The organism is Streptomyces anthophorae (genome assembly GCF_049310305.1).
Classification (GTDB): domain Bacteria; phylum Actinomycetota; class Actinomycetes; order Streptomycetales; family Streptomycetaceae; genus Streptomyces.
In genome coordinates, this window is record NZ_JBLWQQ010000001.1 from 656783 (window position 1) to 683501 (window position 26719).

The window sequence follows — 26719 nt, forward strand, 5'->3', positions numbered from 1 at the left end:
GGGGCGGGGTGGTCGGGGACTGTGCCCCGCTGGGTCCGTCGGTCTGGCGGACAACCGGCTGCTCCTTCGCATTTTACTTTCTCTTTGCTTTCATTACGACAACGCGCGGCCCGGCGCCGTCGTTCCCGACCACTCTCCGTCGGTCATGTACGCGGCGCCACCGCACCTCCCACCGGGGCCCAGGGAACGAACAGGGATGATGGACTGGCCCCCGCACCCAGCCACCAGGAGGAGCCGGTGACGACGTCCCGCCACAGCACCCCGCGACGCGCCCAGGGTGAGCTGGAGGCCCAGGTCCTGGCCGCGCTGCGCACGTCCGATGCCCCGGTCAGCGCCGGGTGGGTGCGCGACCGGATGGACGGCGACCTCGCGTACACCACCGTGGTGACGATCCTGGCCCGGCTCCAGGCCAAGGACGCGGTCACCCGGCGCCGCGAGGGACGCTCGTTCGTGTGGACGCCCGTGGCCGACGAGGCCGGGCTCGCCGCGTTCAAGATGCGCAAGGTGCTGGACGGCGAGGCCGACCGGGAGGCCGTCCTCGCCAGCTTCGTCACCTCGCTGCCCGAGGGCGACGAGCAACTGCTGCGGGACCTGCTCAGGCGCGCGGACGAGGGCGCGGCCGGCGGCGACGAGGAAGGCACGGACTGAGCCGTGGGCATCTTCGTCTTCCTGCCTCTCGTGCTGCCGCTGACGGCCTGGCCGGTGGCCCGGCTCGCCACCCACCGACTGCATCCGCGCACCGCGACCCGGCTGCTGACCTGCGTGGCCGCCGTGATGGCGGTGTGCAGCACGGTGTGCCTCGCCCTGCTGATGGTGGTCGGCACCGCGCAGCTGCCCGGCAATCCGCTGCCGGACGGCTGGTCGGACCCAGAGGTGCGGGCCGCCGTGCCGCAGGACGAGATCGCGGGCAAGGCGGCCATTCCGGCGCTGCTCGCCGTCCTCGCCGCCTGCGCCCGCACGCTGTGGCGCCACTTCACGCTGCGCCGCCGCGCGCATGCCGCGCTCGCCGGACTGCCCGCCTCGCAGGTCGCGGTGCTGCCCGACCCCCAGGCGTATGCCTACGCGCTGCCCGGCGGGGACCGCGGCCGGATCGTCGTCAGCACCGCGCTGCTCGACCGGCTCGCACCGGCCGAGCGGCGGGCCCTGTTCGCCCACGAGCGGACCCATCTGACGGCCCGGCACCACCGCCTGCTGCTGACCGTGCGGCTTGCCGCCCGCGCCAACCCGTTCCTGCGTCCGCTGAGTTCGGCCGTCGCGTACACGGCCGAGCGGTGGGCCGACGAGGAGGCCGCCGCGCTGGTCGGTGACCGCAAGGTGGTCGCGCGCGCCATCGGCAAGGCCGCCCTGTCGCCCGGCGGGGCGCGCGAGCCGCTGTTCGCGGCGTTCGCCGCTCCCGGCCCGCTGCCCCGCCGCGTCGCCGCGCTCCTCGCGCCGCCGCCTGCCGCGCAGGGCCGGGCCACGGCGTTCACGCCCGTCGGGCTCGCCACGTGGACGGCGGGATTCGGCACGGCGGCCTCCGCCATGTCGTCCGCCAACTCCGCGCTCACCCTGGCGGCCACGCTGCACGCGGCCACACCCCTCTGACACGGTCACCGAACCCGGGTGTCTACAGGTCGAACTCGGTCGGCGCCAGGCCGAGCATCTGGCACGCCTCGCGCACTACGCCCCGCTCGGTCGGGTCGAAGTCGCCGTCGGCGCCGCCGATGACGATGCCGATCTGGATGACGGCGCGCGCCTCGGCCTCCTTCTTCTTCGCCTTGGCGACCTCCTGCAACACGCTGACCTTGCCGAAGTCGAAGTCGGCCGTCAGCTTGTCGAGGTTGGCCTCGAAGCGCTTCTGGAGGTCCGTGGCGTCGAAGTTCTGGAGCACCTCATTGCTCATGATGAGCTGCGCGACGCGGCGGCGCTCGGAGGCGTCGATGGTGCCGTCGGCGGCCGCCACCAGCGCGCACATCGCCATGGAGGCGTCCCGGAAGGCCCCGGACTTCAGGTCGTTCTTCTTCGCCACCAGCTGCGTCTGCATGGTCGACGCGGATTCCTTGATGCGGTCCCACAGGGCCACGAGTACTCCTCGGATTGCGATTTCCTACAGTGCTTACTTCTACAGCACTGTAGAAACTGGCGAAGCACCGGGAAAGTTCCGCCCCACCCCTATACTTCTACACGCCTGTAGAACATGTCCTGCGCTCACAAGGGAGTTCACCCCCCGATGGTGTTCAAACGACTGCTCGGCTCGCTCGGCGTGGGCGGGCCCACCGTCGACACGGTCCTGCCCGACTGGACCACCGCCCCCGGCGGCACCGTCTCCGGCCAGGTCCACCTCAAGGGCGGCAGCGGCGACTTCGAGATCGAGCACATCACCCTGGAACTCGTCGCCCACGTCGAGGCGGAGCACGACGAGGGCGAGGGCCACGGCACCGTGGCGTTCGACCGGTTCGTGGTCGGCGGTGGCTTCCGGCTCGTCGCGGGGGCCGAGCACAGCGTGCCGTTCACGGTGACGCTGCCGTGGGAGACGCCGATCACCGAGCTGTACGGGCAGCCGCTCGGCATCGCGCTCGGCGTACGCACCGAACTCTCGGTCGCCGGCGCCAAGGACAAGGGCGACCTCGACCGGCTCGCCGTCGGACCGCTCCCCGTGCAGGAGGCGATCCTCGAGGCGTTCGGGCAGCTCGGCTTCGGCTTCACGTCCGCGGACCTGGAGTTCGGACACATCGGCGGCACCGGCCAGCGGCTCCCCTTCTACCAGGAGATCGAGCTGGCGCCCTCGCCGCGGTACGCGCACGCCGTCAAGGAGCTCGAGCTGACCTTCCTCGCCGCTCCGGGCGGCATGGAGGTGGTCCTTGAGGCCGACAAGCGCGGCGGCCTCCTCTCCGGCGGACACGACGCGCTCACCCGCTTCACCGTTGCGCACGAGGATGCCGGACGCCAGGACTGGAACACGGTCGTGGACGGCTGGGTACGGGAGTTGGTCGAGCACCACTCCGCCTACGAGTCGGGCGCCTCGTACGGGCACGACGGTGGCGGTGGCCACCACTCAGGGCCCGGCGTGGGAACGGCCGTGGCGGTCGGCGCGGCCGGGCTCGCGGTCGGTGTGGTGGGCGGCATGGTGGCCGCCGAAGTCGTCGACGAGGTCGGGGACTTCTTCGAGGGCGACGACGAAGGCGACGACGAGGGCGGCGAGGACTGACCATGTTCGGACTCAGCGAACTCGCCATCGTGCTGATCGTGATCGCGGTCGTGATCGGCGTGAAGAAGCTCCCGGAGCTGACCCGCAGCGCGGGCAAGTCGGCGCGCATCCTCAAGGCCGAGGCGCGGGCCATGAAGGAGCAGGACGACGAGCATCAGCCGCCGCCGCGCGTCATCCAGGGCGAGACGGTGACCCCGCCCCCGCGAGAGCCGGGGCAGGAGTCACCGAAGCCGTAACCCCTCGCCTCAGGGCGTCGGTTGCAGCTTCTCGAAGAAGAACTCGTGCTTCAGGTACGACGTGTCGTACTCGTGGCCCGGATGCGGCGGCAGCAACTGCGCGGCCTGGAAGAGGCGCCAGCCGTCGAGGAGGGCTTCGAGGCCCGTCTCGTACGGCGGCTCGTCGCTGTCGCCTGTGGTGTGGTCGGTGGTCCCGGTGCCGTCGTAGCGGGCCCAGCCGACCACCTTCGCGTCGAGCGCCGAGTTGGCGAGGTAGAGGACGAGTACCTGCTGTCTCATGCGTGGCTCCCGAGGGTGGGACGGTTGGAGACCCGGGTCACCCAGTGGTCGAGGTCGAAGGTGTCGTCGCCGGTCAGGGCGCGCCACAGCCGGATCCGGTTGTGGATCTCCAGGCGTCCGGTGGCGGGCTCGTACCAGGGGAAGACATGGCGGAGTTCGTCGCCGACCGCCGGGTCGTCGAGGTCGGAGGTGTCCCACAGGCGCACCTGGGGCACGGTGGGATTGAAGCGGATCTTGAACATGTAGCGCCGGACGTCGCTGTCGTTGCGGCGCCCGCCGTGCCAGATCCCGTGGTGCATCAGGAGGACGGTGCCGGCGGGGCAGGTCAGCCGGTTCTGGCCGCGCAGGTTCTGATAGCGGCCTGTGTCGGTCTCGTTGGTGTGCCGCAGATGGCTGCCGGGCACGCTCAGCGTGCCGCCCATGTCGAGCGTCACGTCCTGCGGGTAGTACATGAGCTGGACGTCGAAGGCGTCAGGACGCACATCGATGATCGCGTCCCCGTGCAGCGGCTGGGCGGTGCCGTCGCGGGCCTCGCGCACATGCACGGCGTGGTGGTCGACCTCCGGGTCGGGGCCGACGAGGCTCTTCAACGCGCCCGCCACGACGGGCAGTTCGAGGAGTCGGCGGGCGAAGGAGCCGTCGGGGTAGGCCTTCGGGACGGGCGTGCCGTACGGCGCGGCCGGGATCCCGGCCTCGAAGACGTCAATGGCCTGTTGGTTCAACTCCGCCGGTACGACCGCGTCGAGGCGGAGCGAACCGTGGGCGACGAAGCGCGCCATCTGTACGGAGCTCAGCAGCTGCTCACTGGTTGGCATGAGGCAAACGTAGACAGCCGAAGTCGCCGCGTCGTGGGCTGTATCGGGCCTCTGCTGGTAATTTCCCGGCATGAGCGAGAGCGTCGCACTGCCGTTGGACCAGCCGCCCCACGTGGTCAGCGCGGGCGTCGGCGTCCACGGCGGGCAGGGCTTGCGCGAGTCCTTCCGGCTGCCCGACCTGTGGCAGCTGCACCTCTACAGCTACGCGGGCGAGCTGACGGTCGACGGCCACCGCCACCCGATCAGGCCGGGACACATCAGCCTGATCCGGCCGGACACCGAGGCACACTTCCGGTACGCGTCGCGGCGCAGCGAGCATCTGTACGCGCACTTCCGGCTGCCGGGCCGCGATCCGCAGGCGCTGCGCCGGGTGCCGGTCATGCAGGACGCCGGGGCGCAGGCGGCACTGCTCGGTACGTTGCTCGGGAGCGCGGTGGCGGCCATGCCGACGGCGCGGGCGCGGGCCTCCGCCGAGGTGTGGACGGTGCTGTGGCACACCACCCAACTGGGCCCGCCGGAGCGGGCGGGGCGCCCCCATCCGGCGCTCGCGGCGGCGACGGAGTACATCGAGAGGTCGCTCGCGACGCCCCTGACGGTGCCGGGGATCGCCGCCGCAGCGGGCGTCTCCCCCGGCCATCTGACGCGGCTGTTCCGCGCCGACACGGGAGACACCGTGGTGGCCTGGATCCGCAGGCGCCGGATGGAGCGCGCCCGGCATCTGTTGCAGTCCTCCACGCTCGCGATCACCGCGGTCGCCGCCACGGTGGGCATCCCGGACCTTCAGGCGTTCAACAAGACGTGCCGCAGAGAGCTCGGCGCGTCCCCGCGGGAGGTGCGGGGGCGGCGCCGGGTGAGGTGAACGCCGCGTGGAACCTGCCTATGCGGACGCGGTGCCGGCGTTGGGCAGCCAGGGACCCGGGTCCCAGCCGAAGGACTCCGCCCAGGCGTCGAGCGCCGCGCCGAGCGAGGCCGTGAGCTCCGGTTCGCGCTCGCGCAGGTCGGTCGTCTCGGCGGGGTCGGTGTCCAGGTCGACCAGCATCTCGTCGAGGACGAACGGGCCGCCGAGCGCCTCGCGCGGGGAACGGACGAGCTTGTACCGGCCCCGGCGGACCGCGAGTTGGGGGCCGTACTCCCAGAACAGGTCGCGTTCGCCGTCGCCCGGCCCGCCTGCCCACCCCGGGACCACACCATCGATGTCGGCCGGGACCGCGGCGCCCGCCGCGCCGAGCAGCGCGGGCAGCAGGTCCATCATCAGGCCGGGCTCGGCGACCTCCCGGCCCGAGTCGGCGACGCCGGGCCAGCGCACGACGGTGGGTTCGCGGATGCCGCCCTCGAAGAGCGAGCCCTTCGCCCCGCGGAAGCCGCCGGTGGAGCCGCCCTGGTAGTCGATCTCCTCGCCGTTCAGCCAGTTGCGGGTCTCGGTGGACGGGCCGTTGTCGGAGGAGAAGAACACGATGGTGTTCTCCCGCCGGCCCGCCGCGTCGATGGCGGCCAGGATGCGGCCCACGCCGTCGTCGAGCGCGGAGACCATCGCGGCCATGATGCGGCGCTCGGGGTCGAGCTCGGGGAAGCGGTCGACGTACTCACGCGGGGCGTGCATCGGATAGTGCGGGGCGTTGAACGGCACGTAGCAGAAGTACGGAGCGTCCCCTTGCCCGGCCGTCCCGGTGATGAAGTCCGCGGCGCGCTCCGCGATGACCTCGGTGAGATAGCGGCCGTTGTCGTAGATCTCCTCGCCGTCCTGCCACAGGTCGTGGACCGGGTTGCCCGGGCCCCAGTAAAAGATGTGCGAGTAGTAGTCGACACATCCGGCGAGGAATCCCGTGTGCGTGTCGAAGCCGCGGTCCAGCGGGCCGTAGCCGGTCGCGGTGCCCAGGTGCCACTTGCCGAAGACGCCGGTGCGATAGCCCTCGCCGCGCAACAGGGAGGCGAGGGTCGGCTGTTCGGGAAGGCCCAGGGTGCCGCGCTTGCCGCCGAGGATCTCCTGGACCCCGGCGCGCACCGGATATTTCCCGGTGAGCAGCGAGGCACGGGAGGGCGAGCAGACCGGGGAGTTGGAGTACCAGTTGGTCAACCGGGCGCCTTCAGCCGCCAGTTGATCGAGATGCGGGGTGCGGATGTCCTCGGACCCGAAGCAGCCGACGTCGCCGAAGCCGAGGTCGTCGGCGTAGATGACGACGATGTCGGGCCGCGCGCTCAAGCCCCTCCGACGATTGAGGAGCGGGGTCGGGGGCAGCGCCCCTGGACCGTCGGCACGGTCGTCCCTCATGATGTCGCATCCTCCGGAACGACCGTGTTCACGGCCTGGTAGACGGCCCGCTCCCCGCCTGCGGGGACACGGTGCAGATCGGTGATGCCGCGCGCCGCCAGTGCGGCCGGGTCGATGGCCGAGGAGAGGACGAGCGCGGGCCGGGTGCCGGCGCTCGCCAGGCGCATCCAGGTGTCGAAGACGGCTCCCCCGGGGCCGAGCGACCCGCGGGCCAGGGGTGTGTCCTCGTCGTCGACGTCGATCACCACGGCAGCCGGGCGCTCGGGTACGGCCGGGGGCGAAGCCCGCAGGTCGGCGGCGACCTCCGCGAAGCGGCGACCGGTCGGCTTCGGGCGGCGCCGGGAGTCGACAAGGCCGAGGGTGTACTCGAGTTCGGGGAAATCGCCGAAGCGGCGCGGCACGTCGTGCGAGCACCACCAGGTGACACCCCACAGGTTCGCGGTCGTCGCGGCGGAGCGGACCGTGGCCTCCAGGAAACCGGGGGCCTCCTGCGCGCTCATGCAGTTGAGGGGTGCGCCCACTTCCTGGAGCCAGATCGGCCGGTCCCGGTCGGCGGCGAAGGCACGGGACAGCTCGATCAGGTACTCGGCGTGGTGGTCGGTCTCGAAGGAGCGGCTGCCGTAGCGCTGCGCGGTGCCGTTGAACACCCAGGAGTGGATCGAGGTGAGGGTGCCCGCGCGGGAGGCGTGGGCCGGGGTGAAGGGGTGACCGTCGAGGTACCAGACGGCGTCGTAGGCGCTGTGCAGGTGTTCCTTGCCGGGGGCTGTCGTCTCGGCGGCGTCGAGGAGCGTGTCGAGCCAGGAGGTGACCTGGCGGGCGTCGGCGCGCATCGGGCTGGGGTGCGGGTCGCCCGAGAACTGGTTGAGTTCGTTGCCGAGGGTGAGGCCGAGGAAGTTGGGCCGGTCGGCGAGGCCTTCCGCGAGGCTGCGCACGAGGAGTGCCTGGCCCGCGACGGCGTCCGGGTCGGTGAACATGTTGCGGCGGTGCCAGGTGTCGAGCCAGGCGGGCACGAAGTCGAAGCTGGACAGGTGTCCCTGGAGCGCGTCGACGGAGGCGTCGAGGCCGAACTCGGCCGCCGCGTCGACCACGGCGCGGACATCCTCGACGGCCTGCGGGCGCACCCAGGTGCGGCTGGGCTGGAGCTGCGGCCACAGCGGCATCAGGCGCACATGGTCGAGGCCGAGTTCGGCGAGGCCCTCGAAGTCGCTGCGCACCTCGTCGAGGTCGAGCCCCATCCAGGAGAACATCCACGACTGGGACGGGGTGTAGTTGGCGCCGAAGCGCAGGCCGCGGCGCGCGTGGTGGCTCATCGTGCGGGGTTCCTTCGGGTCAAGTGGGGGGGTGTGCCGGTTCAGAGGCGACCGAGTGCGGCCGCCCGTTTTGCGGGGCTGGGGCGCTCGTACGGGGTGTCACCGAGCTCCTCCTGCACGCGCGCCAGCTCGCGCGTCAACTGCTCCCGGATCGCACGGTGTTCGGGGTCGTGGTACACCGAGCGCAGTTCGTGCGGGTCGGCCTCCAGGTCGAACAGCTCCCACTCCGGCGGGTACGTGACGTTGTTGGTGTTGGGCAGGCCGAGACCGTCCGCGTAGTAGTGGATGAGCTTGTAACGGTCGGTGCGGATGCCGTAGTGCGCCCACACGTGGTGCATGTGGTCGTCGTGTTCGTAGAAGCGGTAGTAGAACGTTTCTCGGCGCTCCGCCTGCGGGTCGCCGGTCAGCAGCGGCAGCAGGCTCATGCCCTGCATGCGCGGGTGGGCGGGGACTCCGGCCGCGTCGAGGATGGTCTGCGCGAGGTCGACGTTGGCCACGAGGGCGTCGCTGCTCCGCCCGGCCGACACCTTGCGCGGGTAGCTCATCACCAGCGGGATGCGCAGGGACGGCTCGTACATGAACCGCTTGTCGAACCAGCCGTGTTCGCCGAGGAAGAAGCCGTGGTCGGCGGTGTAGATCGTAAGGGTGTCGTCCTGTTCACCGCGCGCGGTGACATGGTCGGTCAGGCGGCCCACGTTCTCGTCGACGGCGGCGACGCAGCGCAGGTAGTCGGCCAGGTAGCGCTGGTACTTCCAGCGGCCCATGGCCTCGTAGTCCAGGCCCTCGGGAGGGTCCTCCTTGAGGTCGACGTCGGCGAGGTCGTCGGCGATACGCATCGTGGCATGGTGGGCGGGCGTCGCACGGCCGCGGTAGTCGTCGTCGAAGGTCTCCGGAAGCGGGATCGGCTCGGTGAACAGGTGCTTGTGGCGCTCGTGCGGGAGCCACGGCCGGTGCGGGGCCTTGTGCCAGACGAGGGCGCACCACGGCTGGTCGGCGGGCTGTTCGTCGAGCCAGGCCGTGACACGGTCGGTGAGGATGTCGGTGACGTAGCCCTCGCACTGGACCTTGCCGTCGGCGGTCAGGAACACCGGGTCGTGGTAGGTGCCCTGGTCGTCGAGGATCTCCCAGTGGTCGAAGCCCTGCGGGTCGTGTCCCTCGCCGTGGCCGAGGTGCCACTTGCCGAACATGGCGGTGCGGTAGCCGGCCGCCTTCAGCTCGGAGACGAAGGTGGGCTGGCTCGCGTCGATGGGAGTGGCGAGCGTGGTGACTCCGTTGACGTGGCTGTACGTGCCGGTGAGGACGGCGGCGCGGGCCGGGGTGCACAGCGAGTTGTTGACCAGGGCGCGGTCGAAGCGCATGCCCGCGAAGGCGATCTTGTCGATGTTCGGGGTGGTGTTCATCCGGGAGCCGTAGGCGCCGATGGCCGGGGCGGCGTGGTCGTCGGTGAGGACGAGGAGGATGTTGGGCCTGCGCTGCACTGCGTCGACTCCTGTTCGTGGTACGGGTGTCATCCCTTGACGGCCCCCTCGCCGACGCCCCGGAAGAAGTACCGCTGGAGCGCGAAGAAGAAGACGACCAGCGGGAGGATCGCGATGACGGTGCCCGCGGCGATGATGCGGGGGTCCTTCACGAAGGTGCCCTGGAGGTAGTTCAGGCCGACGGTGAGCGTGTACTGGCTCTGGTCGGAGAGCACGATCAGCGGCCACAGGAAGTTGTCCCAGGAGCCGACGAACGCGAAGATCGCGACGACGGCGATGGTGCCGCGCACCGAGGGGACGGCGATGCGCCGGAAGCGCTGCCAGGCGTTGGCCCCGTCGATGATCCCGGCCTCCTCCAGCTCGTTCGGGATGCCGGACATCGCGTTGCGCATGAGCAGGACGTTGAGGGCGCCGACCGCGGACGGCAGGATCACGCCGAGCAGCGAGTTGTTGATGCCCATCGACAGGGCGAGCATGTACTTCGCGATGAGCACGACCTCGCCGGGCACGAGCATCGCGGTCAGGAAGACGGCGAAGGCGAGCTTCTTGCCTCGGAAGTCCATCTTGGCCAGGGCGTAGCCCGCGCAGGTCGCGCCGATGACGTTGGTGCACACCACGGCCACCGCGACGAGCAGCGAGTTCATCGCGTAGTGCCAGATCGGGACGATGTCGGCGACCTTGGAGTAGGCGCCCAGGGTGGGCTTCTCCGGCAGCAGCTGCGGGGGCGAGGAGTAGATGTCCACGCCGTTGCCCTTGAGGGAGGTGGACACCTGCCACAGCAGCGGGCCGACGCACAGGATCGCCACCGCGGTGAGGGCCGCGTAGCGCGCGGCGTGGCCCGTCAGGCGGCGTCGGCGGGCGCGGCGGCGGGCGGGACTCGGCGCGAGGGGGGCGTGGGTGGCGGTCACTTCTCGTTCTCCCGGGTCTGCATCCTGAGGACGGCGACCATCAGTCCGATGGTGATGACGAAGACGACGAGGGAGAGCGCGGAGGCGTAGCCGACCTCGGCGTCGAGCCCCGTGCCGACCCGCTGGATCAGCATGATGATCGTCATCGCGGAGCCGCCGGGTCCCGCGGTGTTGCCCGACAGGACGTAGATCTCGGTGAACACCCGGAAGGCGGCGACCGAGGACAGCGCGGCGATCAGCACCATCGTGTTGCGCACACCGGGGATGGTGACCGAGACGAAGCGGCGCCACCAGCCCGCGCCGTCCATGGCGGCGGCGTCGTAGAGGTCCTTGCTCACGTTGGTCAGGGCGGCCAGGTAGATGACCATGTACCAGCCGAGGCCGGTCCAGATCGTCACGAACATGGCGCTGCCCATCAGCAGCCACCGCTCGGTCAGGAACGGGACGGGCTCGGTGATGACACCGAGCGCCTTGAGCGTCTGGTTGACCAGGCCCTGGCTGTCGAGCATCCAGGACCACATGATGCCGACGGCGACGGTCGAGGAGACGACCGGGATGTAGTACGCGGTCCGGAAGAACCCGGCGCCCGGGAGCCTGGTGTGCACCAGCATGGCGAGCAGCAGCGGCAGGAACACCATGCAGGGCACGACGATCACCATGTACAGCACGGAGTTCTGGAGCGCCGTCCAGAACCGGTCGTCGTGGATCATACGGGTGAAGTTGTCGAGCCCGACGAACGCGCCGCCCTTGAGGCGGGTGGCGTCGGTGAAGGCCAGCACGATCGTGTTGAGGAACGGGAAGACCGTGAAGATCCCCTCGCTCAGCAGCGCGACGGCGAGGAACAGCCAGGGGGTGAGCCTGCCGTGCCGGGCCGCGTGCCCGGCCGGTGCCGCCCGGCCCCGGTCCGCCGTGCGCTCCTGCGGCGCGCGGCGGACCAGGCGGCGGGCGGCGCCCACCGTCTTCGTGGGGGTGGTCACTTCTCGGTCCGCGCCGACTTGTCGGCGAAGGCGACGGCGTCGTCGAGGGCCTTCTTGACCGGCTTCTTGCCGCTCACGGCGAGGGCGATCTGCTCGCGCAGGTCGGTCTTCTGGGCCTCCGAGGTACCGGGCCAGGTGTACTCGACGGCCTTGCCGAGCTGGTCGGCGGAGAGGACGCGGACCTTGGCGGCGTCGCTGCCGTCGTCGGTGTGGAAGTACTTCGCGTCGGCGCCGTCACTGCCGGAGGGGAACACATCGGCCTTCTTGGCGAAGGCCATCTGGTTCTCGGCGTTGGTGACGAAGCGGGCGAAGGCGATGGCCGTCGCGGAGTTCTTGGTGTGCGCGGAGACACCCACCGACTGGATGTACATGCCGGGCGCGTTGTTGGTGATCTGCGGCCGGTAGGCGAGGTTCTTGTAGACGCTCGGGGCGTTCTTCTTGAGGTCCTGCACGGTGTACGAGCTGCCGCCGATGGAGGCGAGGCGTCCGGCCTGGAAGTTCTTGCCCTCGTTGACGTAGTCCTGGCTGAGTGCCTCCGGGACGATCGCTCCGGCCTTGTACAGCTCGACGTACTTCTTGATGAAGGCGACGCCCTCGGGGCTGTTGAACACGTACTTGGTCTGGGCGTCGTTCATGACCTTGATGCCGTACTTGGCCATCATGTCGGTGCCGGGCAGCTGCCCGATCATGGCGTACTGCTTCTTCGACTTCTTGGCCATCTCCATGGCCTGGTCGAAGTACTCGTCGTACGTCGTGGGGAGCTTCTTGGTGTCCATTCCGGCCTTCTTGAACAGGCCGGTGTTGTAGAGCGTCGGGCCGGTGTTGAGGTACCAGGGGTAGGCGAAGTGGCCGCCGGCGTCCTTCCAGTCGTTGCTCTTCCACGCCCCGGCCAGATAGTCCTTGCTCGCGCCGGGGTCCGCCTCGTCGAGGTTGAGCAGCAGCTTGGCCTTGGCGAGCGGGGCGGCGGTGCTGCGGTCGAGGTTGATGACGTCCGGGAGGGTGTCACCTGCGGCGTCGGCGGAGAGCTTGTCGGCGTATCCCTCGGCGGGCTGGTCGATCCACTTGACCTTCGTGCCGGGGTGCTTCTTCTCGAAGGCGGCGACGAGACCCTCGAAGTAGCCCTTGAATCCGGCCTTCAGGTTCCAGGTCTGGAAGCTGATGGAGCCGGTGATCTTCCCCTTGGCGGCGTCCTGGGCCTTGCCGCCCTCGTCGCCACCGCCACCGCCCACACCGCAGCCGGTGAGCACCAGGGACGCCGTGACACCTGTGGCCAGGGCCAGTCGCCGGACGTATCTCATCGTCATCTTCTCCATCTCCGGAACAGCTCTGCTGAGAGGACGTGCAGTTGATGGAACGTGCTGTGAAGTCCGCCCGAACCCGGGCCAGTTCGGCCACCGGTGGCTCGAAAAGAAAACTAAGGCGCTTTAGCAGCAGGGTCAACAGGCCGTGAACGAATGGCGCCGACGACGGCCGGGCGGAGGCCCCCGCTACCCGAAGGTCATTTCGGCGGTCGCCGAATCGGCCACCGTGGCACGCCCGTTGGGGGAAACCGGGACCAGTTGAAGCACCGCCGACCTCTCGTCGCCGAGACGGGGAACGTGGTCCACGTAGTAGCAGTCCGCGGTGACCCTGCCGAGCCAGATCATGTCGTCCGTACTGTGGGCGCTACGGCGGCGGAACAGGTCGTAGTACCAGACGCCACGGTCGAACTCCCACGTCAGACGGGCCTCCGCGCTGCGTCCGTCGGCACGCACGCGGTGCTGCTCGACCTTCAGGGCTCGGGGTGCGGCCGGGCGGGAGCGCTGGTGGGAGAGGCTGGAGACGGTCAGCTCGCCGAGGGCGATCCGGCAGGGCTCGGCACGCCGTGCGCGTACCGCGAGCGATATCGCCTCGATGGTGCGTCCGGCGTACGGTGCGAGGCCGAACACGGCCTGCTGCCATGGGGTGTCGAGCCGCTTCGTGGTGCGCCAGCCGTCGCGCCACCGCCCGTTGGTGTCCCAGCCGCCGGAGGAGGCGCCGCCCCGGCCGGTGCCGTAGCCCCACTCCCGTCCCCAGTCGTCGTCGACCTCCAGGTCGTCGACCGACAGCCACTCGGTGTGTGCCGGCCGGTCGGCGAACACGAGGCCCACCTGTAGTCCGCTGGTGCGTGCGACCGAGGTGAAGGTGAGGCTGAGCCATGCGGGTTCGGCGCGGGGCAGGGCCAGTTCGGTGCGGAAGAGGCGGACCTCGGTGGGGTCGTCCGGGTCCGGCGTGCCGGAGATCACCAGGGAGCTGCCGCCGTTGAAGCCGCCCGTGAGGTCGTAGTCCACCGTCAGCGGGCCGTCAGCGGGCTGCCCGTCCTTGAGGCGGCGGGTCCAGAACTGCCAGGTCGGCAGCTGGTCCTGGCTGCCCAGGTCGTACCAGGGCCGCTCTGAGGCAATGCGCCCGTCGACGCAGAAGACGTCGGCGGCCCCGGTGTTGAACCGGGTGATGAACGGCAGTTTCGTGATCGAGGAGCGGGCGGACACATAGTCGGCCATGCCGCGTTCACCCGTGTTCGCCTCGTCGTCGGATCTCGCGGGATTCTCGCTGTTCCCGGACCAGAACTTGCGCTCGCCCGCGTACACGGCGTCACGGACCACTGAGAAGTCCTCGGGCAGGGTGCCGCCGTTCTGCTCCTTGAGCGCGGCGAGGGACCGCTTCGTCGTCTCGTTGGTCAGGCTGAACAGGGCGACGCTGCCCAGGGCGGGCCCTTGGCCGTGCGGGGGCACCACGTCGTAGATGTCGGAGCGGGACGTCTCCACGCCGAGCGCCGTGCGGTAGCCCTCCAGCTCGATGCCGAAGTAGACCTGCCGGAACCGGTCGAGCCGCTCGTTGTCGATCGTCTCGCGCGTGGTGTCGAGGTAGTCCTTCCAGCTGTAGTCGAGGAACCAGCTGTCGGCCGCGCCCTTGGTCGTGAGGTAGTCGGCGTGCTCCGGCTCGATGGTCTGCCAGTTGGCCGGGGTCGGCGCGTACACCTGGAGGTACAGCTCCCGGCCCTGCGCAGCCGCGCGGGCGTGCATCCGCCGGAACATCTCCAGGACGAGCGGCTTGTCCTCGGCGGCGACCTCGCCGCCCTCCATGTCGAACATGTAGCCGTCGAAGCCGAAGTAGACGGCCATGTCGGCGAGCCTGTCGCCCACGGGGAAGCGGCCGTCCGCGTCGCGGCGCAGCATGTGGGCGCGGTCGAAGTTCGCGCCCTCCGAGTTGAACATGAAGGCGATGCAGCGCCCGCCGCCCCGGTGCACGGCGTCGGTCAGCGCCGCGTTGGGGACGGCGCTGAACACCTGCCAGTACGAGACGACGTCGCGGTACTGCTGGAAGCGGGTGACGTGCACGTCGCGGCGGCCCGTGCCGTAGCGGAAATTGTGGGCGAGGGTGACCTCGGGGCGCTCCAGGATCGGGCCGTAGAACTCGGAGAAGTCCGCGACCTGGATGCGCGGGTCGATGTCGGGCTGTGCCTGTTGTTCGCGCTCCGCGCCCACCCGGTCGGCGACGGGCACGAAGGAGCGGTGGTACTTCAGGTCGCTGTTGCGGTAGTCGAACGCCAGGAACCGGTCGAGGTCGGTGCGGCCGTCGATGTAGAAGCGCCAGTCGTCGGGCCAGTCGCGAAAGCGCGGCGCGATGCTCGGCTCGGCGGCGGCGGCGTCGGCAGCCGCCGCCTGGGCCGAGGCGGCGCGGGCGACCTGCGGCAGCAGCGGTGTGGCGCCGAAGGCCGCCGCGACCGTCGCGAGGCGCAGGACGGCGCGCCGGTCGAGGTGGAAGGGGCTTGTGGGCTCTGCGCGTTCGGTCAAGGCGGTGACACTCCTTGGGAAGGGCCGCGGACATCTCGGCAGGAACGATCACGACGTTGGCGCGGGTGGGTCAGGCGTGGGCGCGGGGCAAGTCAGACGTCGGCGCGGCGCGAGGCGGGCCGACCATCGGCGCGGGGTGCGTCAGGCGGCGCCCGCGGCTTCCAGGCGTTCGCGGGTGGGGCGCAGGACGGCCACCACGGGGCGTCCGGTGACGAGCCGGCCGTCCTCGACGAAGCCCTCCTCCCGCCCGGTCAGCGCCCGGATCAGGTGTCCGCGCCAGGTGTGCAGCAGGTCCTGCGCCGCCGGATCGCCCGCCAGGTTGAGCTGTTCGTGCGGGTCGGCGGCGAGGTCGAAGAGCTGCTCGTGGCCCTCGCCCGACATCCACAGGTACTTGGTGTGTCCGTCGGTCACCCACTGGAGGGACTGGTCGAGCAGCACGTGCTCGCCGTGCAGCGCCGGCCGCCAGTCGTCCGGCCGTTCGCCGCGCAGCAGCGGTACGAGGCTGCGTCCGTCGCAGGTGTCGGGTACCGGAAGTCCGGCCAGGTCGAGGAGGGTCGGCATGATGTCGCGCAGCTCGACCGGTTCGTCGGCGACGTTCCCGGCGGCGTAGCCGTCGGGCAGCGCACCGAACAGCAGGGGGACGCGGGCCGAGCCCTCGTAGCCGTATCCCTTGCGGAGCAGGTGGTGTTCGCCGAGCATCTCGCCGTGGTCCGAGGTGAACGCGATGACCGTGTCGTCGCGCAGGCCGAAGTCCTCAAGGGCCGTGCGGATCCGGTGGATCTGGAGGTCGATGTGGGCCATGTGCCCGTAGTAGCCGGCCCGCGCGCGGTGCAGGGTCCGGGTGTCGATCCGGCCGGCGAAGGCCTCGTGGTCGCCGTCCTTGCGGTGGGCGGCGAAGTCGTCCGCCCAGTCCCCCACCACCGGTTCGTACGGCGGGAGTCGGAGGTACTCGTCGAAGGCCCACTGCGGCGGGTCGTACGGCGGGTGCGGCCGGTGGAAGGACAGGTACAGGAAGAAGGGCCGTGAGGGGTCGCGCCGGTACAGCCACTCGGTGGCCTGGGTGGCGATCCAGTTCGTCGGGTGCAGGTGTTCCGGCTTGTCCCAGGGGCGGGCGACGACGGAGTTGCAGCCCGCGCCGTGGTCGCCGTACTCGGCATCGGGGCTCATGCCGGGCTGGCGGCGCAGCCAGGGCACGTAGTCGTCGAAGAACGCGAAGTCGCGGCGGTGCTCGCGGCGCGCGTGGTGCAGGAAGCCGTCGTGCAGGACGACGTCGTCGAACCCGGCGCGGGCCCGCTCGGGCCACACGTGCATCTTGCCGATGGCCTGAGTCTGGTAGCCGCCACGCCGCAGCTCGCCCGCGAGGGTGACCGGGTGGGCGGTCTCGAAGGGCACCCCCTCGACGTAGCCGACGCGGCCGTGGCGCTCCTGGGACTGGCCGGTGAACAGGGCGGCGCGGGCGGGGATGCAGGTGGGGGTCGCGGAGTAGGCGGAGCCGAAGCGGGTGCCGGAGGCGGCGAGCTGGTCGAGGTGCGGGGTGCGTACGTGGGGGTGTCCCGCGGCGGAGAGGCAGTCGCCGCGCCATTGGTCGACGCAGATGAGGACGATGTTCGGTGCGGACACGGGCGTCGCCTTTCTCGCGTACTTCTCACGTGGCCTGTTCGAACTGCTCAAGTGGCCTGCTCGGACAGCCAACTTGACGTGCTTGAACCACCCACTTGGTCTGCTCGGTCTCTTCTCGGACGGCCTGTTCGGTTTCCTCAAATGCCCTGCTGGGCCTCAGGTCGCCCGCTGCGTCGGCGGGGTGCGGCCGCAGCGGGAGCTGGTGCGCTCGATGAGTTCGGGGACGCTCTCCACGGTGTCGGCGGTGGCGTCGTCGGTGCCGTCGAGGATGGCGATGAGGCGGGTGGCGACATCGGAGCCGAACGCGAAGGCGTCGCGGCTCAGGGCGGTGAGCGGCGGCTCCATGGCGCTGGCGATGGGGGTGTCCTCCCAGACGACGACACACACGTCGGCGGGCGTGGCCAGGCCGAGCCGGCGGATCTCGCCGACACCGGCGACGGCGAGGATCTCGTTGTCGTAGACGAGTGCGGTGGGCCGGTCATCGGACGACAGGAGCAGCCGTGTCGCCTTCGCGGCGGACGAGGAGGAGAAGTCTGTCGACATCACCATGTGCCCGGACATACCGAGCGTCCGCGCGCCGGTGTGGAAGGCGTCGACGCGTCGGGCGATGTGCAGCATCTCGCCCTCGCCGCACACGTAGGCGATGGAGTCGTGCCCTGTCGCGTGCAGGTGGCTGACGATGCGGCGCATCGGTTCCCGGTCGTCGATCGCGACGGCGGGCAGCCTGCGGCGGGGGTCGGGGCCACCGGCGATCAGGGCGGGCAGCCCGAGGTCGGCGAGCGCGTCGGGCCGCGGGTCGTCGACGCGCAGGTCGACGAGGACGACGGCGTCGACCCGGCCCGCGACCTGCCACATCCGGTAGGTCTCGATCTCCGCCTCGACGGAGTCCACGACCTGGAGCAGCAGCGCCTGCCGCCGCTCGCTGAGCACACTTTGCAGGCCCGTCATGAACCGCAGGAAGAACGACTCGGAGCCGACGTCCCGCGCGCTGCGGGCGATGACCAGGCCGACGGTCCCCGACCTGGCGCCGGTGAGCACCTTGGCCGCGTGGTGCGGGACCCAGCCGTGTTCGTCGGCCACGGCGAGGATGCGCCGCCGCGTCTCGTCCGACACACCGGGCTTGCCGTTGAGCGCGAACGAGGCCGCCGTCTCGGACACCCCGGCGAGCTTGGCGATGTCGCGCAGGGTCAGGCGGCGCGGGCGTGCGGGCATGGAGCTCCGTTCGGGGTGACGAGGGCGGGGACCGGTCCAGTCGCTCCCAACCGGCCTCCTGGGTACGGCCCTTGGGCTGGACCGGTGCGCGCCGCGACTTTAGCGCTTTAGTTCGTCACTGGGGAAGACCGCGTCACGACCGCCCGCCGAACTCCCAGTTGTGCACCTCGATGTCGGCGTACCACCCCGGGGTCAGCACGGTGCGGGCCGTGTCCGCGTCTGGCGCCCCAAGGAGCGCCGCCGTGCCCAGCCAGGCGGCGCCGTCGTCGGACAACAACGGCCCGTAGGCGATCGGTTCGTGTGCGCCACGGGGTTCGTCCCGGTCGAGGTCGGCGGACGGCTCCGCCCCGAGGCCGAGCACCAGATACCGGTTGCCCCCGGTCCGGCCGCCGGGGAAGTCCCACATGGTGCGCCCCAGCACGTTGCGCCACCGTCTCAGCAGCACGTCCCGGTAGGCGCCCGCCTGGTAGCCCGGCTCGTCGAAGGCGAACGCGCGGGCCGCGGCGGCGTCGGGCAGGTCGAGGATGTGCAGGCTTCCGGTCAGCGTCTCGCCGTCGTCCAGGAACGTCGGCCCGCGGGCGATCATCTCCTTCGCGTACCGGTCCATGTAGGACCAGTGCTTCTCCACCAGTTCGTATCGCAGCGCCAGGGAGTCCTTGCGGTCGCGGTGGTAGCAGAGGAATTCCATGACCGCAGCATCCCCTCCGGACGGCGACCGCGTCCTTCACTCGGACCTTTCCCCGGTCCGGAACACACATGGAAAGGGCCGTTTCTGGAAATCCTTGCGCCTGAGTTCTCTCGGCACCATCCGTACGCGCCCGCAGGCGGCCGCACCACGCCGCTCCAGGTCCACCGGAGAAAGCGAGAACGCACGTGCTCAGACGAAACCGCCGCACGACGCGGCGCCTGTCGGCCGCCGGCGCGGCCGCCATCGCCCTCGCCACCGTGGCCGCATGTTCCGGTTCCGACAGCGCGTCGTCCAAGGGCGGGGGCGGCCCCCTGGTCTTCGGGATCACCGCGGACGCGACGCAGCTCCTGCCCTGGACGGCGACCGCCGTCCAGTCCCAGCAGGTCCTCGGCCAGGTCTACAGCTCGCTCCTCGACCAGGACGACAAGCTCACCCCGGTCGCGGGGCTCGCCGAGCTGCCCGAGATCTCGAAGGACGGCCGCACCTACACCTTCGCGCTGAAGTCCGGTGTCACGTTCTCCGACGGGTCCGCGCTCGACTCCGCCGACGTCAAATACAGCCTGGAGCGGATCCTCGACCCCGGCACCAAGGCCGTGGCGCGGAGTTCGCTCGCCGCGGTGCGCAAGGTGGCCGCCCCCGACAAGACGCACGTCGTCCTCTCGCTCAAGGCGCCGGACGCCTCTCTCGTCACCGCGCTGACCAGCGTCAACACGGTCATCCTGCCGTCCGACAAGCCACTGTCCGGCCTTGAGCGCAAGCCCGTCGGCTCCGGCCCGTACGCCTTCAAGAACCGCACCGCGAACCAGTCCGTCACCCTGGTCCGCAACCCCGACTACTTCCGGGGCAGGCCGGGACTGCGCTCCCTGGAGTTCCGCGTCATCCAGGACAAGAACTCCCTGGCGTCGGCGCTGCGCTCCGGCACCGTCGACATGGCGATCTTCGACGACCCGGTCACCGCGAAGACCGCGAAGTCCGGGTCCGTCGCGATCCACGCCGTCGACCAACTCGACTACCACGCGTTGCAGTTGCGTGCCGACTCCGCCACCTTCCGCAAGCTGGACACGCGGCTCGCCGTGCAGTGCGCCATCGACCGCAAGCAGGTCATCAAGACCGCCGCGCTCGGCCAGGGCAAGGTCGTGGGCCCGTTCACCTCCCCCGCCTTCGCCTCCGATCCCGACGCCCGCCCCTGCCCGAAGCGCGACGTCAAGGCCGCCAAGAAGCACCTCGCGGACGCGGGGCGGCCCTCGGGTTTCGCCTTCACCGCGCTCGTCCCGCAGGGCCTGTACTCCACCGCCACCGACGAGGCGCAGAACATCCAGGCCCAACTCGGCGACGTCGGCATCAAGATGAAGATCGAGACGCTGGACTCCAGTGCCTACGTGGACCGTTGGCTCGCCGGAAAGTTCGACGCGGCGATCGCCCTCAACGGCGCGGTGGCCGACCCGGCCCCCGCCTACGCCCGCTACTTCACCAGCGACGGCAACTTCAACAAGGTGGCCGGATACCACTCCGCCGCCCTGGACAAGCTGTTCGCCGAGGGCATCGCGACCGGAGACACCAGTGCCCGCAAGGAGATCTACGCCAAGATCTCACGGAACCTCGAGGACAACGCGGCGTGGATCTGGCTCTACAGCGGGCGCAGCCACATCGCCACGAACACGCGCGTGCACGGGTTCCGGCCGGTGATCGACGCGAGCCTCCAGAGCCTGTGGGAGACGAAGCTCGCATGACGGCATCCGTGCACCTCTCGTCGTGGGGCCGGCTCGGCCGACTCGTCACGCACCCGGTCGTGCGCCGCGTCGCCGAGGCCGTGCTCACCCTGGTCGGTGTAACCGTGCTGACCTTCGTGGTGCTGCGGGTGCTGCCCGGCGACCAGATCACCGCCGCGTACGGCACCGACGCGGGCGACCTGAGCGGCGCCCAGCGCGCCCAACTCCGGTCCTACTACGGCCTGGACCAGCCGCCGGCCGGGCAGTACCTGTCCTGGCTGGGCGGGATCCTCAGCGGAAACCTGGGGTTCTCGTCGAACGCGGGCCAGAGCGTCGCGCGGCTGACCGCACACGCCCTGCCCGTGACGCTCGAACTCGCGGTCCTCGCCATTGCGCTGGCCCTCGTCCTCGGTGTGTCCGGCGGTCTGCTCGCGGCCTCCCGGCCCGGCGCACTGCGGGACGGCGCGACGCAGACGGTGTCCCTCCTCGCGCTGTCCGCGCCGGTCTTCCTCACCGGCACCGTCCTCGCGCGCGTGCTCGCCGACTCCTTCGGCTGGAACCCCAACGGGCAGACGTACGCGCCCCTGACCACGAACCCGTCCCTCAATCTCCAGCAGATGGTGCTGCCCGCGCTGGTGCTCGGCGTGAGCATCGCCTCCCCGATCGCGCAGACCACGAGGACGGCGATCCTCGACATCCGGGGCGAGGACTTCATCAACACGGCGCGCGCCAAGGGTGTGCCGGAACGGGCGCTCCAGGTGCGGCATGTGCTGCGCAACGCGCTGATTCCCGTCGTCACCATGAGCGGCCTCCAGTTCGGCTTTCTGCTGGGCGGGGCCGTCGTCGTCGAGCAGGTCTTCGCGCTGCCGGGGATCGGGCGGCAGGTGCTGCTCGGCATGGGGCAGAAGGAGTACGCGGTGGTGCAGAGCACGGTCCTGGTGATCGCGGTGCTGTTCGTGCTGGTCAACCTGGCGACGGATCTCGTCTACCGGCTGGTCGACCCGAGGGTGTGGTCACGTTGAGTGTCCTGCCGACCCAGCGGCCCCGGCCCCTCGCCTCCGCCGCGCCACCGGCCCGCCGACGCTCCCTCCTGCGAGGGCTCGCCCGCAGCAGGACAGGGCTCATCGGCGCCGTGCTCACTCTCCTCGTCGTGGTCACCGCCGCCGCGGGCCTGCTCGGCGCGCTGCCGTACGACCCGGCCGCGCAGGACGTCGCCGCGGCGCTGGCGGCGCCGAGCGGTGAACACTGGCTGGGCACCGACCAGTTCGGCCGGGACGTGTTCTCGCGGGTCGCCGCGGGACTGGGCAGTTCGCTGCTCGTGGCGGGCGGGGCGGTCGCCGTGTCCGGGGCCGTGGGTGTCGCCCTCGGTGTCCTCGCCGGTTATTTCGGCGGAGTGCTCGACCGGGTCGTCGGGGTGCTGACCAATGTGCTGTTCGCGTTCCCCTCGCTGCTGCTCGCGCTCGCCCTGGCCGCGACGCTCTCCCGCACTCGGGCCACGGTCGCCCTCGCCATCGCGGTGGTGTACGCGCCGATCTTCGTACGGGTCGCGCGCGGTCCGGTGCTGACGTTGCGCCGCGCGGACTACGTCATCGCCGCCACCGCCGTCGGGCAGCGGCGTCTGGCCACGCTGTTCACCCACGTACTGCCCAACATGCGCGGCATCGTGCTGGTCCAGGTCACGCTCAGCCTCTCCTGGGCGGTCCTCACCGAGGCCTCGCTCAGCTTCCTCGGCTTCGGCACGCCGCCGCCCGCCGCGTCGCTCGGCGTGATGGTGTTCGACGCGCGCACCTTGTCCAGCGTCGCGCCGTGGCTGCTCGCAGGGCCGGGCGTCGCACTCATCGTGTTCGTGTTCGGGCTCAACCTGCTCGGCGCGGGACTGCGGGATGTGCTGGACCCGCGCGCGGGAGGCCGCCGATGACCACCACCGGCGCCACCGCCACTTGGGAAGGGAAGGGACTCCGATGCGGGTACTCGGCATGATCTCCGGGACCTCGCACGACGGCATCGATGTCGCCGTCGTCGACTTCACGCAGGACGGTACGACGCTGCGCGGCCACCTCGTGCAGCACGGCTCGACCCCGTACGCGCCGCGGCTGCGCGCGGAGCTCGTGGCCGCGCTGCCCCCGCGGGGCATCACGGCGGCCGATGCCTGCGCCCTGGACACGCGTATCGGGCAGGCCTTCGCCGAAGCGGCCAGTGCCGCGCTCGCCGAGGCGCCCGCCGACGCGGTGTGCAGCCACGGCCAGACCCTGTACCACTGGGTGGAGGGCAACACGGTCCGCGGCTCGCTCCAGATCGGGCAGCCGGCCTGGATCGCTCAGGCCACAGGGCTGCCCGTGATCAGCGATCTGCGCGCCGCCGACATCGCCGCGGGCGGCCAGGGCGCCCCGCTGGTGCCGCTGCTCGACCGGATGCTGCTCGCGCCCGACGTGGAGCAGGGCCTGCGGGCCGGCGCGCTCAACCTCGGCGGCATCGCCAACCTCACCGTCGCCGCCCCCGGCTCCGCACCGGCGGCGTGGGACATCGGCCCCGCCAACGCCCTCATCGACGCGGTCGTGGCCGACTCCCCCGACACGCCCGACGGATTCGACCGCGACGGCCGCCTCGCCGCATCCGGGACGGTGGACGAGGCCCTGCTCGCCGAACTGCTCACCGAGCCGTACTACGCGCTCACACCGCCCAAGAGCTGCGGCAAGGAACTCTTCGACGCGCTGTACGTGTCCGGGTACGCGAAGAAGGCGGCGAGCCGGTCCGGCCGCCCTCCCGTCACCGGACTCAACGACCTGGTCGCCACCCTGACCGCACTCACCGCGGAGACCGTCGCGCGCACCGTGCGCGAGGCACGTCTCGACGTGCTGTACGTGTCCGGGGGCGGGCTGCGCAACCCCGCGCTGATGGCCGCGCTCACGGACCGGCTCGACGGGCTCACGGTGCGACCGAGCGACGCGCTCGGTGTCCCGTCCGATGCGAAGGAGGCCCTCGCGTTCGCCCTCATCGGCTGGCACAGCCTGCACGGGCTGCCGGGCAATGTGGTGGCGTGCACGGGCGCCTCGGGCGAACGGGTCCTCGGTCAACTCACGTATGGTGCGGCGGGTTTGACCGTTCCCGGTACGCCCCCGGTGCGGCCCGAGCGGCTGGTGGTCACCGGCGGGGCGGCATGAAGGTCGACCTGGCCGGGGCCGCGGCCGAGGTACTGGACACGGGTGGCCCTGGCCGGCACCCCGCCGGGGTGTGCCTGGGCGTGGCGACCCCCGCCACGGGCACCGTACTGGCCGCGACGGGCTGGGCGCGGCGCCCCGACGGGCCGGTGCCGGGCGAACCGATGACCACCGGGACGGTCTTCGACCTGGCGTCGGTGACGAAAGTGGCGGCGACGACGGCCGTGGTCATGCGGCTGGTCGCGGCGGGACGGCTCGATCTGGACGCGCCGGTGGGGCGGTACTTGGCGGGGTTCCGCATGAAGCCCCTCCGGCGATTGAGGAGCGGGGTGTGGGGCAGCGCCTCACGACCGCAGCGCCGTCGCAGGCCGAGCATCGCGGACAAGACTCAGGTCACCGCCGCCCACCTGCTCGCCCACCGCTCCGGCCTGCCGCCGTGGTGGCCCCTGTACTGCCGGACCACGGACCGCGGGACGGCACTCGATCTGGCGGAACGGCTCCCGCTGGACACCCCGCCCGGCACCCGGCGCACGTACTCGGACGTGGGCTTCATGCTGCTCGGCCGCCTCGTCGAGCGAGCCACGGACACGGACCTGGCCACAGCGTTCCGCCGGTGGGTGGCAGGCCCACTCGCCCTGACCCGCACCCGCTACGGGCCCGTGCCACCGGAGGCCGCCGCCGTGAGCAGCGACGGCGACGGGATCGAGGCGCGCATGGTGGACACCGGTCGCCCCTACCCCGTGCCCTGCGCGACGGCCGACTTCACCGGCTGGCGCACCGGTCCCGTCCGTGGCGCGGCGGCCGACGGCAACGCCGCGCACGCCCTCGCGGGTGTCGGCGGGCACGCGGGACTGTTCGCCCCACTCGACGAGTTGCTCCGGCTGGCGCGGGCCCTCGTGCACGACGAGTCCTTCGTCCCGGCCGCCGTACGCTCCCGGTTCCTCGCGGCGGCGGACTCGCGCAGCCCCGAACAGGGCCTGGGCTTCCGCCGGTTCACGCTGGACACGCCGCGGGGTCCGGTCCCGATGGTGGGCCACGACGGCTTCACCGGAACGCATGTCGGGGTGGCCACCGACCGACCGCTCGCCCTGGCCCTCGCGGCCACGCGCCTGCACGGCACGCGTACGGACCGGGCAGGCCTTGTGCCCGTGGACCACCTGTCCGCCGCCGCACACCGCGGGATCGTACGGGCCCTTGCGGAGGCGGGCGCCCTCCCGCCGCACCGCCCGCCCGCACACACGGAACAAGGCGAGCCCCTAGGCCGACCCGGACACACCGGACCCACCACCCTGGAGTCGCCATGACCGCTCCCGTACCGGCCGAGGCCGACCCGCGCGACGGCGCCACCACACGCGGGGGTGCCACGCTGCGCATCCGTGGCCTCTCGGTGGCGTACGAGACCTCTGGCCGGGATGTCACCGCCGTGGACCGCGTCGACCTCGATCTCGCGGCGGGCGAGACGGTGGCGGTGGTCGGGGCCTCGGGCTCGGGAAAGTCGACGCTGGCGGCGAGCATCAACCGGCTTCTCCCTAGCAACGGGCGGATCACCCGCGGCTCGGTCCACCTCGACGACCTGAACCTCACCACCGCGTCCCCCAAGGTCCTGCGTCAGGTGCGCGGCGCTCGGATCGGGATGGTGCCGCAGGACCCCATGACGAACCTCGACCCGGTCGCCACGATCGGCTCGCAGATCACCGAGGCGCTCCGGGTGCACGGCATCGCACGGGGCGAGCGGGCCCGCGACGAGGCGGTGGCCCTGCTCGAACGCGCGGGCATCGCGGACGCGGCGTCCCGCTTCTCCCAGTACCCGCACGAGTTCTCCGGGGGCATGCGCCAGCGTGTGCTGATCGCGATGGCGTTGGCCTGCCGCCCGGACGTCCTGATCGCCGACGAGCCGACATCGGCGCTCGATGTCACGGTGCAGCGCCTGGTCCTGGACCACATGGCGGCACTCACGCGCGACTTGGGCACGTCGGTGCTGCTCATCACGCACGACCTGGCGCTCGCGGCCGAACGCTCGGACCGGGTCGTCGTGATGCACGAGGGCCGCATCGTGGAGACGGGCCCCGCGCCCGGGATCGTCGCAGGCGCCCACCACCCGTACACACGCCGCCTGTTGTCGGCCGCCCCCGGCATCGCGCGGGCCAAGGTGTCCCCGGCCCCCCGCGAGCCCCTCCCGCCCCCACTCCTGGAACTGCGCGGTGTCACCAAGGAGTACCGGCTGCGCGGCCGCCGCGAGCCCCTGCGCGCGGTGGACGACCTCAGCCTCACCGTGCACCCCGGACGTACGGTCTCCCTGGTCGGCGAGTCGGGCTCCGGCAAGTCCACCACGGCGCGCATCGCCCTGCGTCTGGAGGACCAGGACGCGGGCACGACACACTTCGAGGACACGGACGTCACCAAGCGCCACGGCCGCCGCCTCCTGCCGTTCCGCCGCGCGGTCCAGCCGGTGTTCCAGAACCCGTACGCCTCCCTCGACCCGCGCCACACCGTCGGCCGGATCGTCGCCGAGCCGCTGCGGGTGCACGGCATCGGCACCGGCCGCGCCGACCACCGGGCACGGGCCGCCGACGTCCTCGACCAGGTGGCACTGCCCTCGGCGTGCATGGACCGCTACCCCCACGAACTCTCCGGCGGCCAGCGCCAGCGGGTGGCCATCGCCCGCGCCCTCGCGCTCGGGCCGCGGCTGATCGTGCTGGACGAGGCCGTGTCCGCGCTCGACGTCCTGGTCCAGGACCAGATCCTCGACCTCATGGTGGAACTCCAGCGCGACCTGGGCCTCGGCTACCTCTTCATCAGTCACGACCTGGACGTGGTGCGCCTCGTCTCGCACCACGTCCTGGTGATGCGCGAGGGCCGCGTGGTCGAGGAGGGCACCCCGACCGCGATCTTCGACGACCCGCAGCATCCGTACACGCGCGAACTCATCGCGGCGATCCCGGGCAAGGGTGCGCACCGGCCGTAAGCCGCGCACCGTCACCAGCTCAGGCTCCGGCCTCGCCCCGCCCGTTCCGCCACCCCGCCGCACCCCGAGAATGGCCGATGGATGGAGATCGCATCG

At 71.2% G+C, this 26719-nt stretch carries 24 protein-coding genes; 11 read left to right on the forward strand and 13 right to left on the reverse strand.

Annotation, left to right across the window (positions count from 1 at the left end):
• Positions 1-237: 237 nt before the first annotated feature.
• Positions 238-648 (forward strand): BlaI/MecI/CopY family transcriptional regulator, encoded by a 411-nt coding sequence (locus ACNYS0_RS02890; protein WP_422471032.1) that lies wholly within the window; start codon positions 238-240, stop codon positions 646-648.
• Positions 649-651: 3 nt separating this feature from the next.
• Positions 652-1584, forward strand: a complete 933-nt coding sequence (locus tag ACNYS0_RS02895; protein ID WP_422471033.1) for a M56 family metallopeptidase — start codon at positions 652-654, stop codon at positions 1582-1584.
• Between the two features lie 22 nt (positions 1585-1606).
• Here the strand turns inward: ACNYS0_RS02895 and ACNYS0_RS02900 are convergent, their stop codons facing one another.
• Entirely contained in the window at positions 1607-2062 is a 456-nt protein-coding gene (locus ACNYS0_RS02900) for a tellurite resistance TerB family protein (RefSeq protein ID WP_266724398.1), read from the reverse strand.
• Between the two features lie 147 nt (positions 2063-2209).
• Between ACNYS0_RS02900 and ACNYS0_RS02905 the strand changes: the two genes are divergently transcribed.
• Together ACNYS0_RS02905 and ACNYS0_RS02910 are read left to right on the forward strand one after the other, a co-directional pair.
• The gene (locus ACNYS0_RS02905) at positions 2210-3187 is read left to right on the forward strand and encodes a sporulation protein (RefSeq protein ID WP_422471034.1); all 978 of its coding nucleotides are present in this window, start codon (positions 2210-2212) and stop codon (positions 3185-3187) included.
• Positions 3188-3189: 2 nt separating this feature from the next.
• Positions 3190-3423 carry a twin-arginine translocase TatA/TatE family subunit gene (locus ACNYS0_RS02910; protein WP_422412681.1) on the forward strand — a complete coding sequence of 78 codons (234 nt, stop codon included), beginning with the start codon at positions 3190-3192 and terminating at the stop codon, positions 3421-3423.
• 9 nt (positions 3424-3432) lie between these two features.
• On the opposite strand, the gene ACNYS0_RS02915 is transcribed toward ACNYS0_RS02910, so the two are convergent.
• Positions 3433-3702 carry a hypothetical protein gene (locus ACNYS0_RS02915; RefSeq protein WP_399229385.1) on the reverse strand — a complete coding sequence of 90 codons (270 nt, stop codon included), beginning with the start codon at positions 3700-3702 and terminating at the stop codon, positions 3433-3435.
• Complete coding sequence (locus ACNYS0_RS02920; protein WP_422471035.1) at positions 3699-4517, reverse strand: phytanoyl-CoA dioxygenase family protein; 819 nt, start codon at positions 4515-4517, stop codon at positions 3699-3701. Before ACNYS0_RS02920 ends, ACNYS0_RS02915 begins: the two co-directional genes overlap by 4 nt.
• Positions 4518-4587: 70 nt before the next feature.
• Between ACNYS0_RS02920 and ACNYS0_RS02925 the strand changes: the two genes are divergently transcribed.
• The gene (locus ACNYS0_RS02925) at positions 4588-5376 is read left to right on the forward strand and encodes an AraC family transcriptional regulator (RefSeq protein ID WP_422471036.1); all 789 of its coding nucleotides are present in this window, start codon (positions 4588-4590) and stop codon (positions 5374-5376) included.
• A gap of 18 nt (positions 5377-5394) precedes the next feature.
• Here ACNYS0_RS02925 and ACNYS0_RS02930 read toward each other — a convergent pair whose 3' ends face one another.
• The 10 genes from ACNYS0_RS02930 to ACNYS0_RS02975 all read right to left on the reverse strand — a co-directional run bounded on the left by ACNYS0_RS02930 (position 5395) and on the right by ACNYS0_RS02975 (position 18791).
• Positions 5395-6717 carry a sulfatase family protein gene (locus ACNYS0_RS02930; protein WP_422471037.1) on the reverse strand — a complete coding sequence of 441 codons (1323 nt, stop codon included), beginning with the start codon at positions 6715-6717 and terminating at the stop codon, positions 5395-5397.
• Between the two features lie 65 nt (positions 6718-6782).
• Positions 6783-8096 (reverse strand): glycoside hydrolase 5 family protein, encoded by a 1314-nt coding sequence (locus ACNYS0_RS02935; protein WP_422471038.1) that lies wholly within the window; start codon positions 8094-8096, stop codon positions 6783-6785.
• 41 nt (positions 8097-8137) lie between these two features.
• Entirely contained in the window at positions 8138-9574 is a 1437-nt protein-coding gene (locus ACNYS0_RS02940; protein WP_422471039.1) for a sulfatase family protein, read from the reverse strand.
• Between the two features lie 29 nt (positions 9575-9603).
• Positions 9604-10482 carry a carbohydrate ABC transporter permease gene (locus ACNYS0_RS02945; RefSeq protein ID WP_422471040.1) on the reverse strand — a complete coding sequence of 293 codons (879 nt, stop codon included), beginning with the start codon at positions 10480-10482 and terminating at the stop codon, positions 9604-9606.
• Positions 10479-11459, reverse strand: a complete 981-nt coding sequence (locus tag ACNYS0_RS02950; RefSeq protein WP_422471041.1) for a carbohydrate ABC transporter permease — start codon at positions 11457-11459, stop codon at positions 10479-10481. The genes ACNYS0_RS02945 and ACNYS0_RS02950 overlap by 4 nt, the downstream gene beginning before the upstream one ends.
• Positions 11456-12763 carry an ABC transporter substrate-binding protein gene (locus ACNYS0_RS02955; protein ID WP_422471042.1) on the reverse strand — a complete coding sequence of 436 codons (1308 nt, stop codon included), beginning with the start codon at positions 12761-12763 and terminating at the stop codon, positions 11456-11458. The genes ACNYS0_RS02950 and ACNYS0_RS02955 overlap by 4 nt, the downstream gene beginning before the upstream one ends.
• 183 nt (positions 12764-12946) lie before the next feature.
• Positions 12947-15271, reverse strand: coding sequence for an endo-beta-N-acetylglucosaminidase (locus ACNYS0_RS02960; RefSeq protein ID WP_422471043.1), 2325 nt, complete (start codon positions 15269-15271; stop codon positions 12947-12949).
• A 141-nt stretch (positions 15272-15412) separates the two neighbouring features.
• Entirely contained in the window at positions 15413-16891 is a 1479-nt protein-coding gene (locus ACNYS0_RS02965; protein ID WP_422471044.1) for an arylsulfatase, read from the reverse strand.
• Positions 16892-17047: 156 nt separating this feature from the next.
• Positions 17048-18103 carry a LacI family DNA-binding transcriptional regulator gene (locus ACNYS0_RS02970; protein WP_422471045.1) on the reverse strand — a complete coding sequence of 352 codons (1056 nt, stop codon included), beginning with the start codon at positions 18101-18103 and terminating at the stop codon, positions 17048-17050.
• 133 nt (positions 18104-18236) lie between these two features.
• A complete protein-coding gene (locus ACNYS0_RS02975) occupies positions 18237-18791 on the reverse strand; it encodes a YciI family protein (RefSeq protein WP_422471046.1) in 555 nt (184 codons plus the stop codon).
• A gap of 185 nt (positions 18792-18976) precedes the next feature.
• On the opposite strand from ACNYS0_RS02975, the gene ACNYS0_RS02980 reads away from it, so the two are divergent.
• Genes ACNYS0_RS02980 through ACNYS0_RS03005 form a run of 6 tightly spaced genes read left to right on the forward strand, consistent with a single transcriptional unit; the run spans position 18977 to position 26623 of the window.
• Complete coding sequence (locus ACNYS0_RS02980) at positions 18977-20521, forward strand: ABC transporter substrate-binding protein (protein WP_422471047.1); 1545 nt, start codon at positions 18977-18979, stop codon at positions 20519-20521.
• On the forward strand, positions 20518-21522 hold the full coding sequence (locus tag ACNYS0_RS02985) for an ABC transporter permease (RefSeq protein WP_422471048.1): 1005 nt from the start codon (positions 20518-20520) through the stop codon (positions 21520-21522). Before ACNYS0_RS02980 ends, ACNYS0_RS02985 begins: the two co-directional genes overlap by 4 nt.
• Entirely contained in the window at positions 21519-22418 is a 900-nt protein-coding gene (locus ACNYS0_RS02990; protein ID WP_422471049.1) for an ABC transporter permease, read from the forward strand. The genes ACNYS0_RS02985 and ACNYS0_RS02990 overlap by 4 nt, the downstream gene beginning before the upstream one ends.
• Before the next feature lie 43 nt (positions 22419-22461).
• Positions 22462-23661: an anhydro-N-acetylmuramic acid kinase gene (locus ACNYS0_RS02995; RefSeq protein WP_422471050.1), complete on the forward strand. Its 1200-nt coding sequence runs from the start codon at positions 22462-22464 to the stop codon at positions 23659-23661.
• Positions 23658-24962: a serine hydrolase domain-containing protein gene (locus tag ACNYS0_RS03000; RefSeq protein WP_422471051.1), complete on the forward strand. Its 1305-nt coding sequence runs from the start codon at positions 23658-23660 to the stop codon at positions 24960-24962. Before ACNYS0_RS02995 ends, ACNYS0_RS03000 begins: the two co-directional genes overlap by 4 nt.
• Complete coding sequence (locus tag ACNYS0_RS03005) at positions 24959-26623, forward strand: dipeptide ABC transporter ATP-binding protein (RefSeq protein ID WP_422471052.1); 1665 nt, start codon at positions 24959-24961, stop codon at positions 26621-26623. The genes ACNYS0_RS03000 and ACNYS0_RS03005 overlap by 4 nt, the downstream gene beginning before the upstream one ends.
• The last annotated feature ends 96 nt before the right edge of the window (positions 26624-26719 follow it).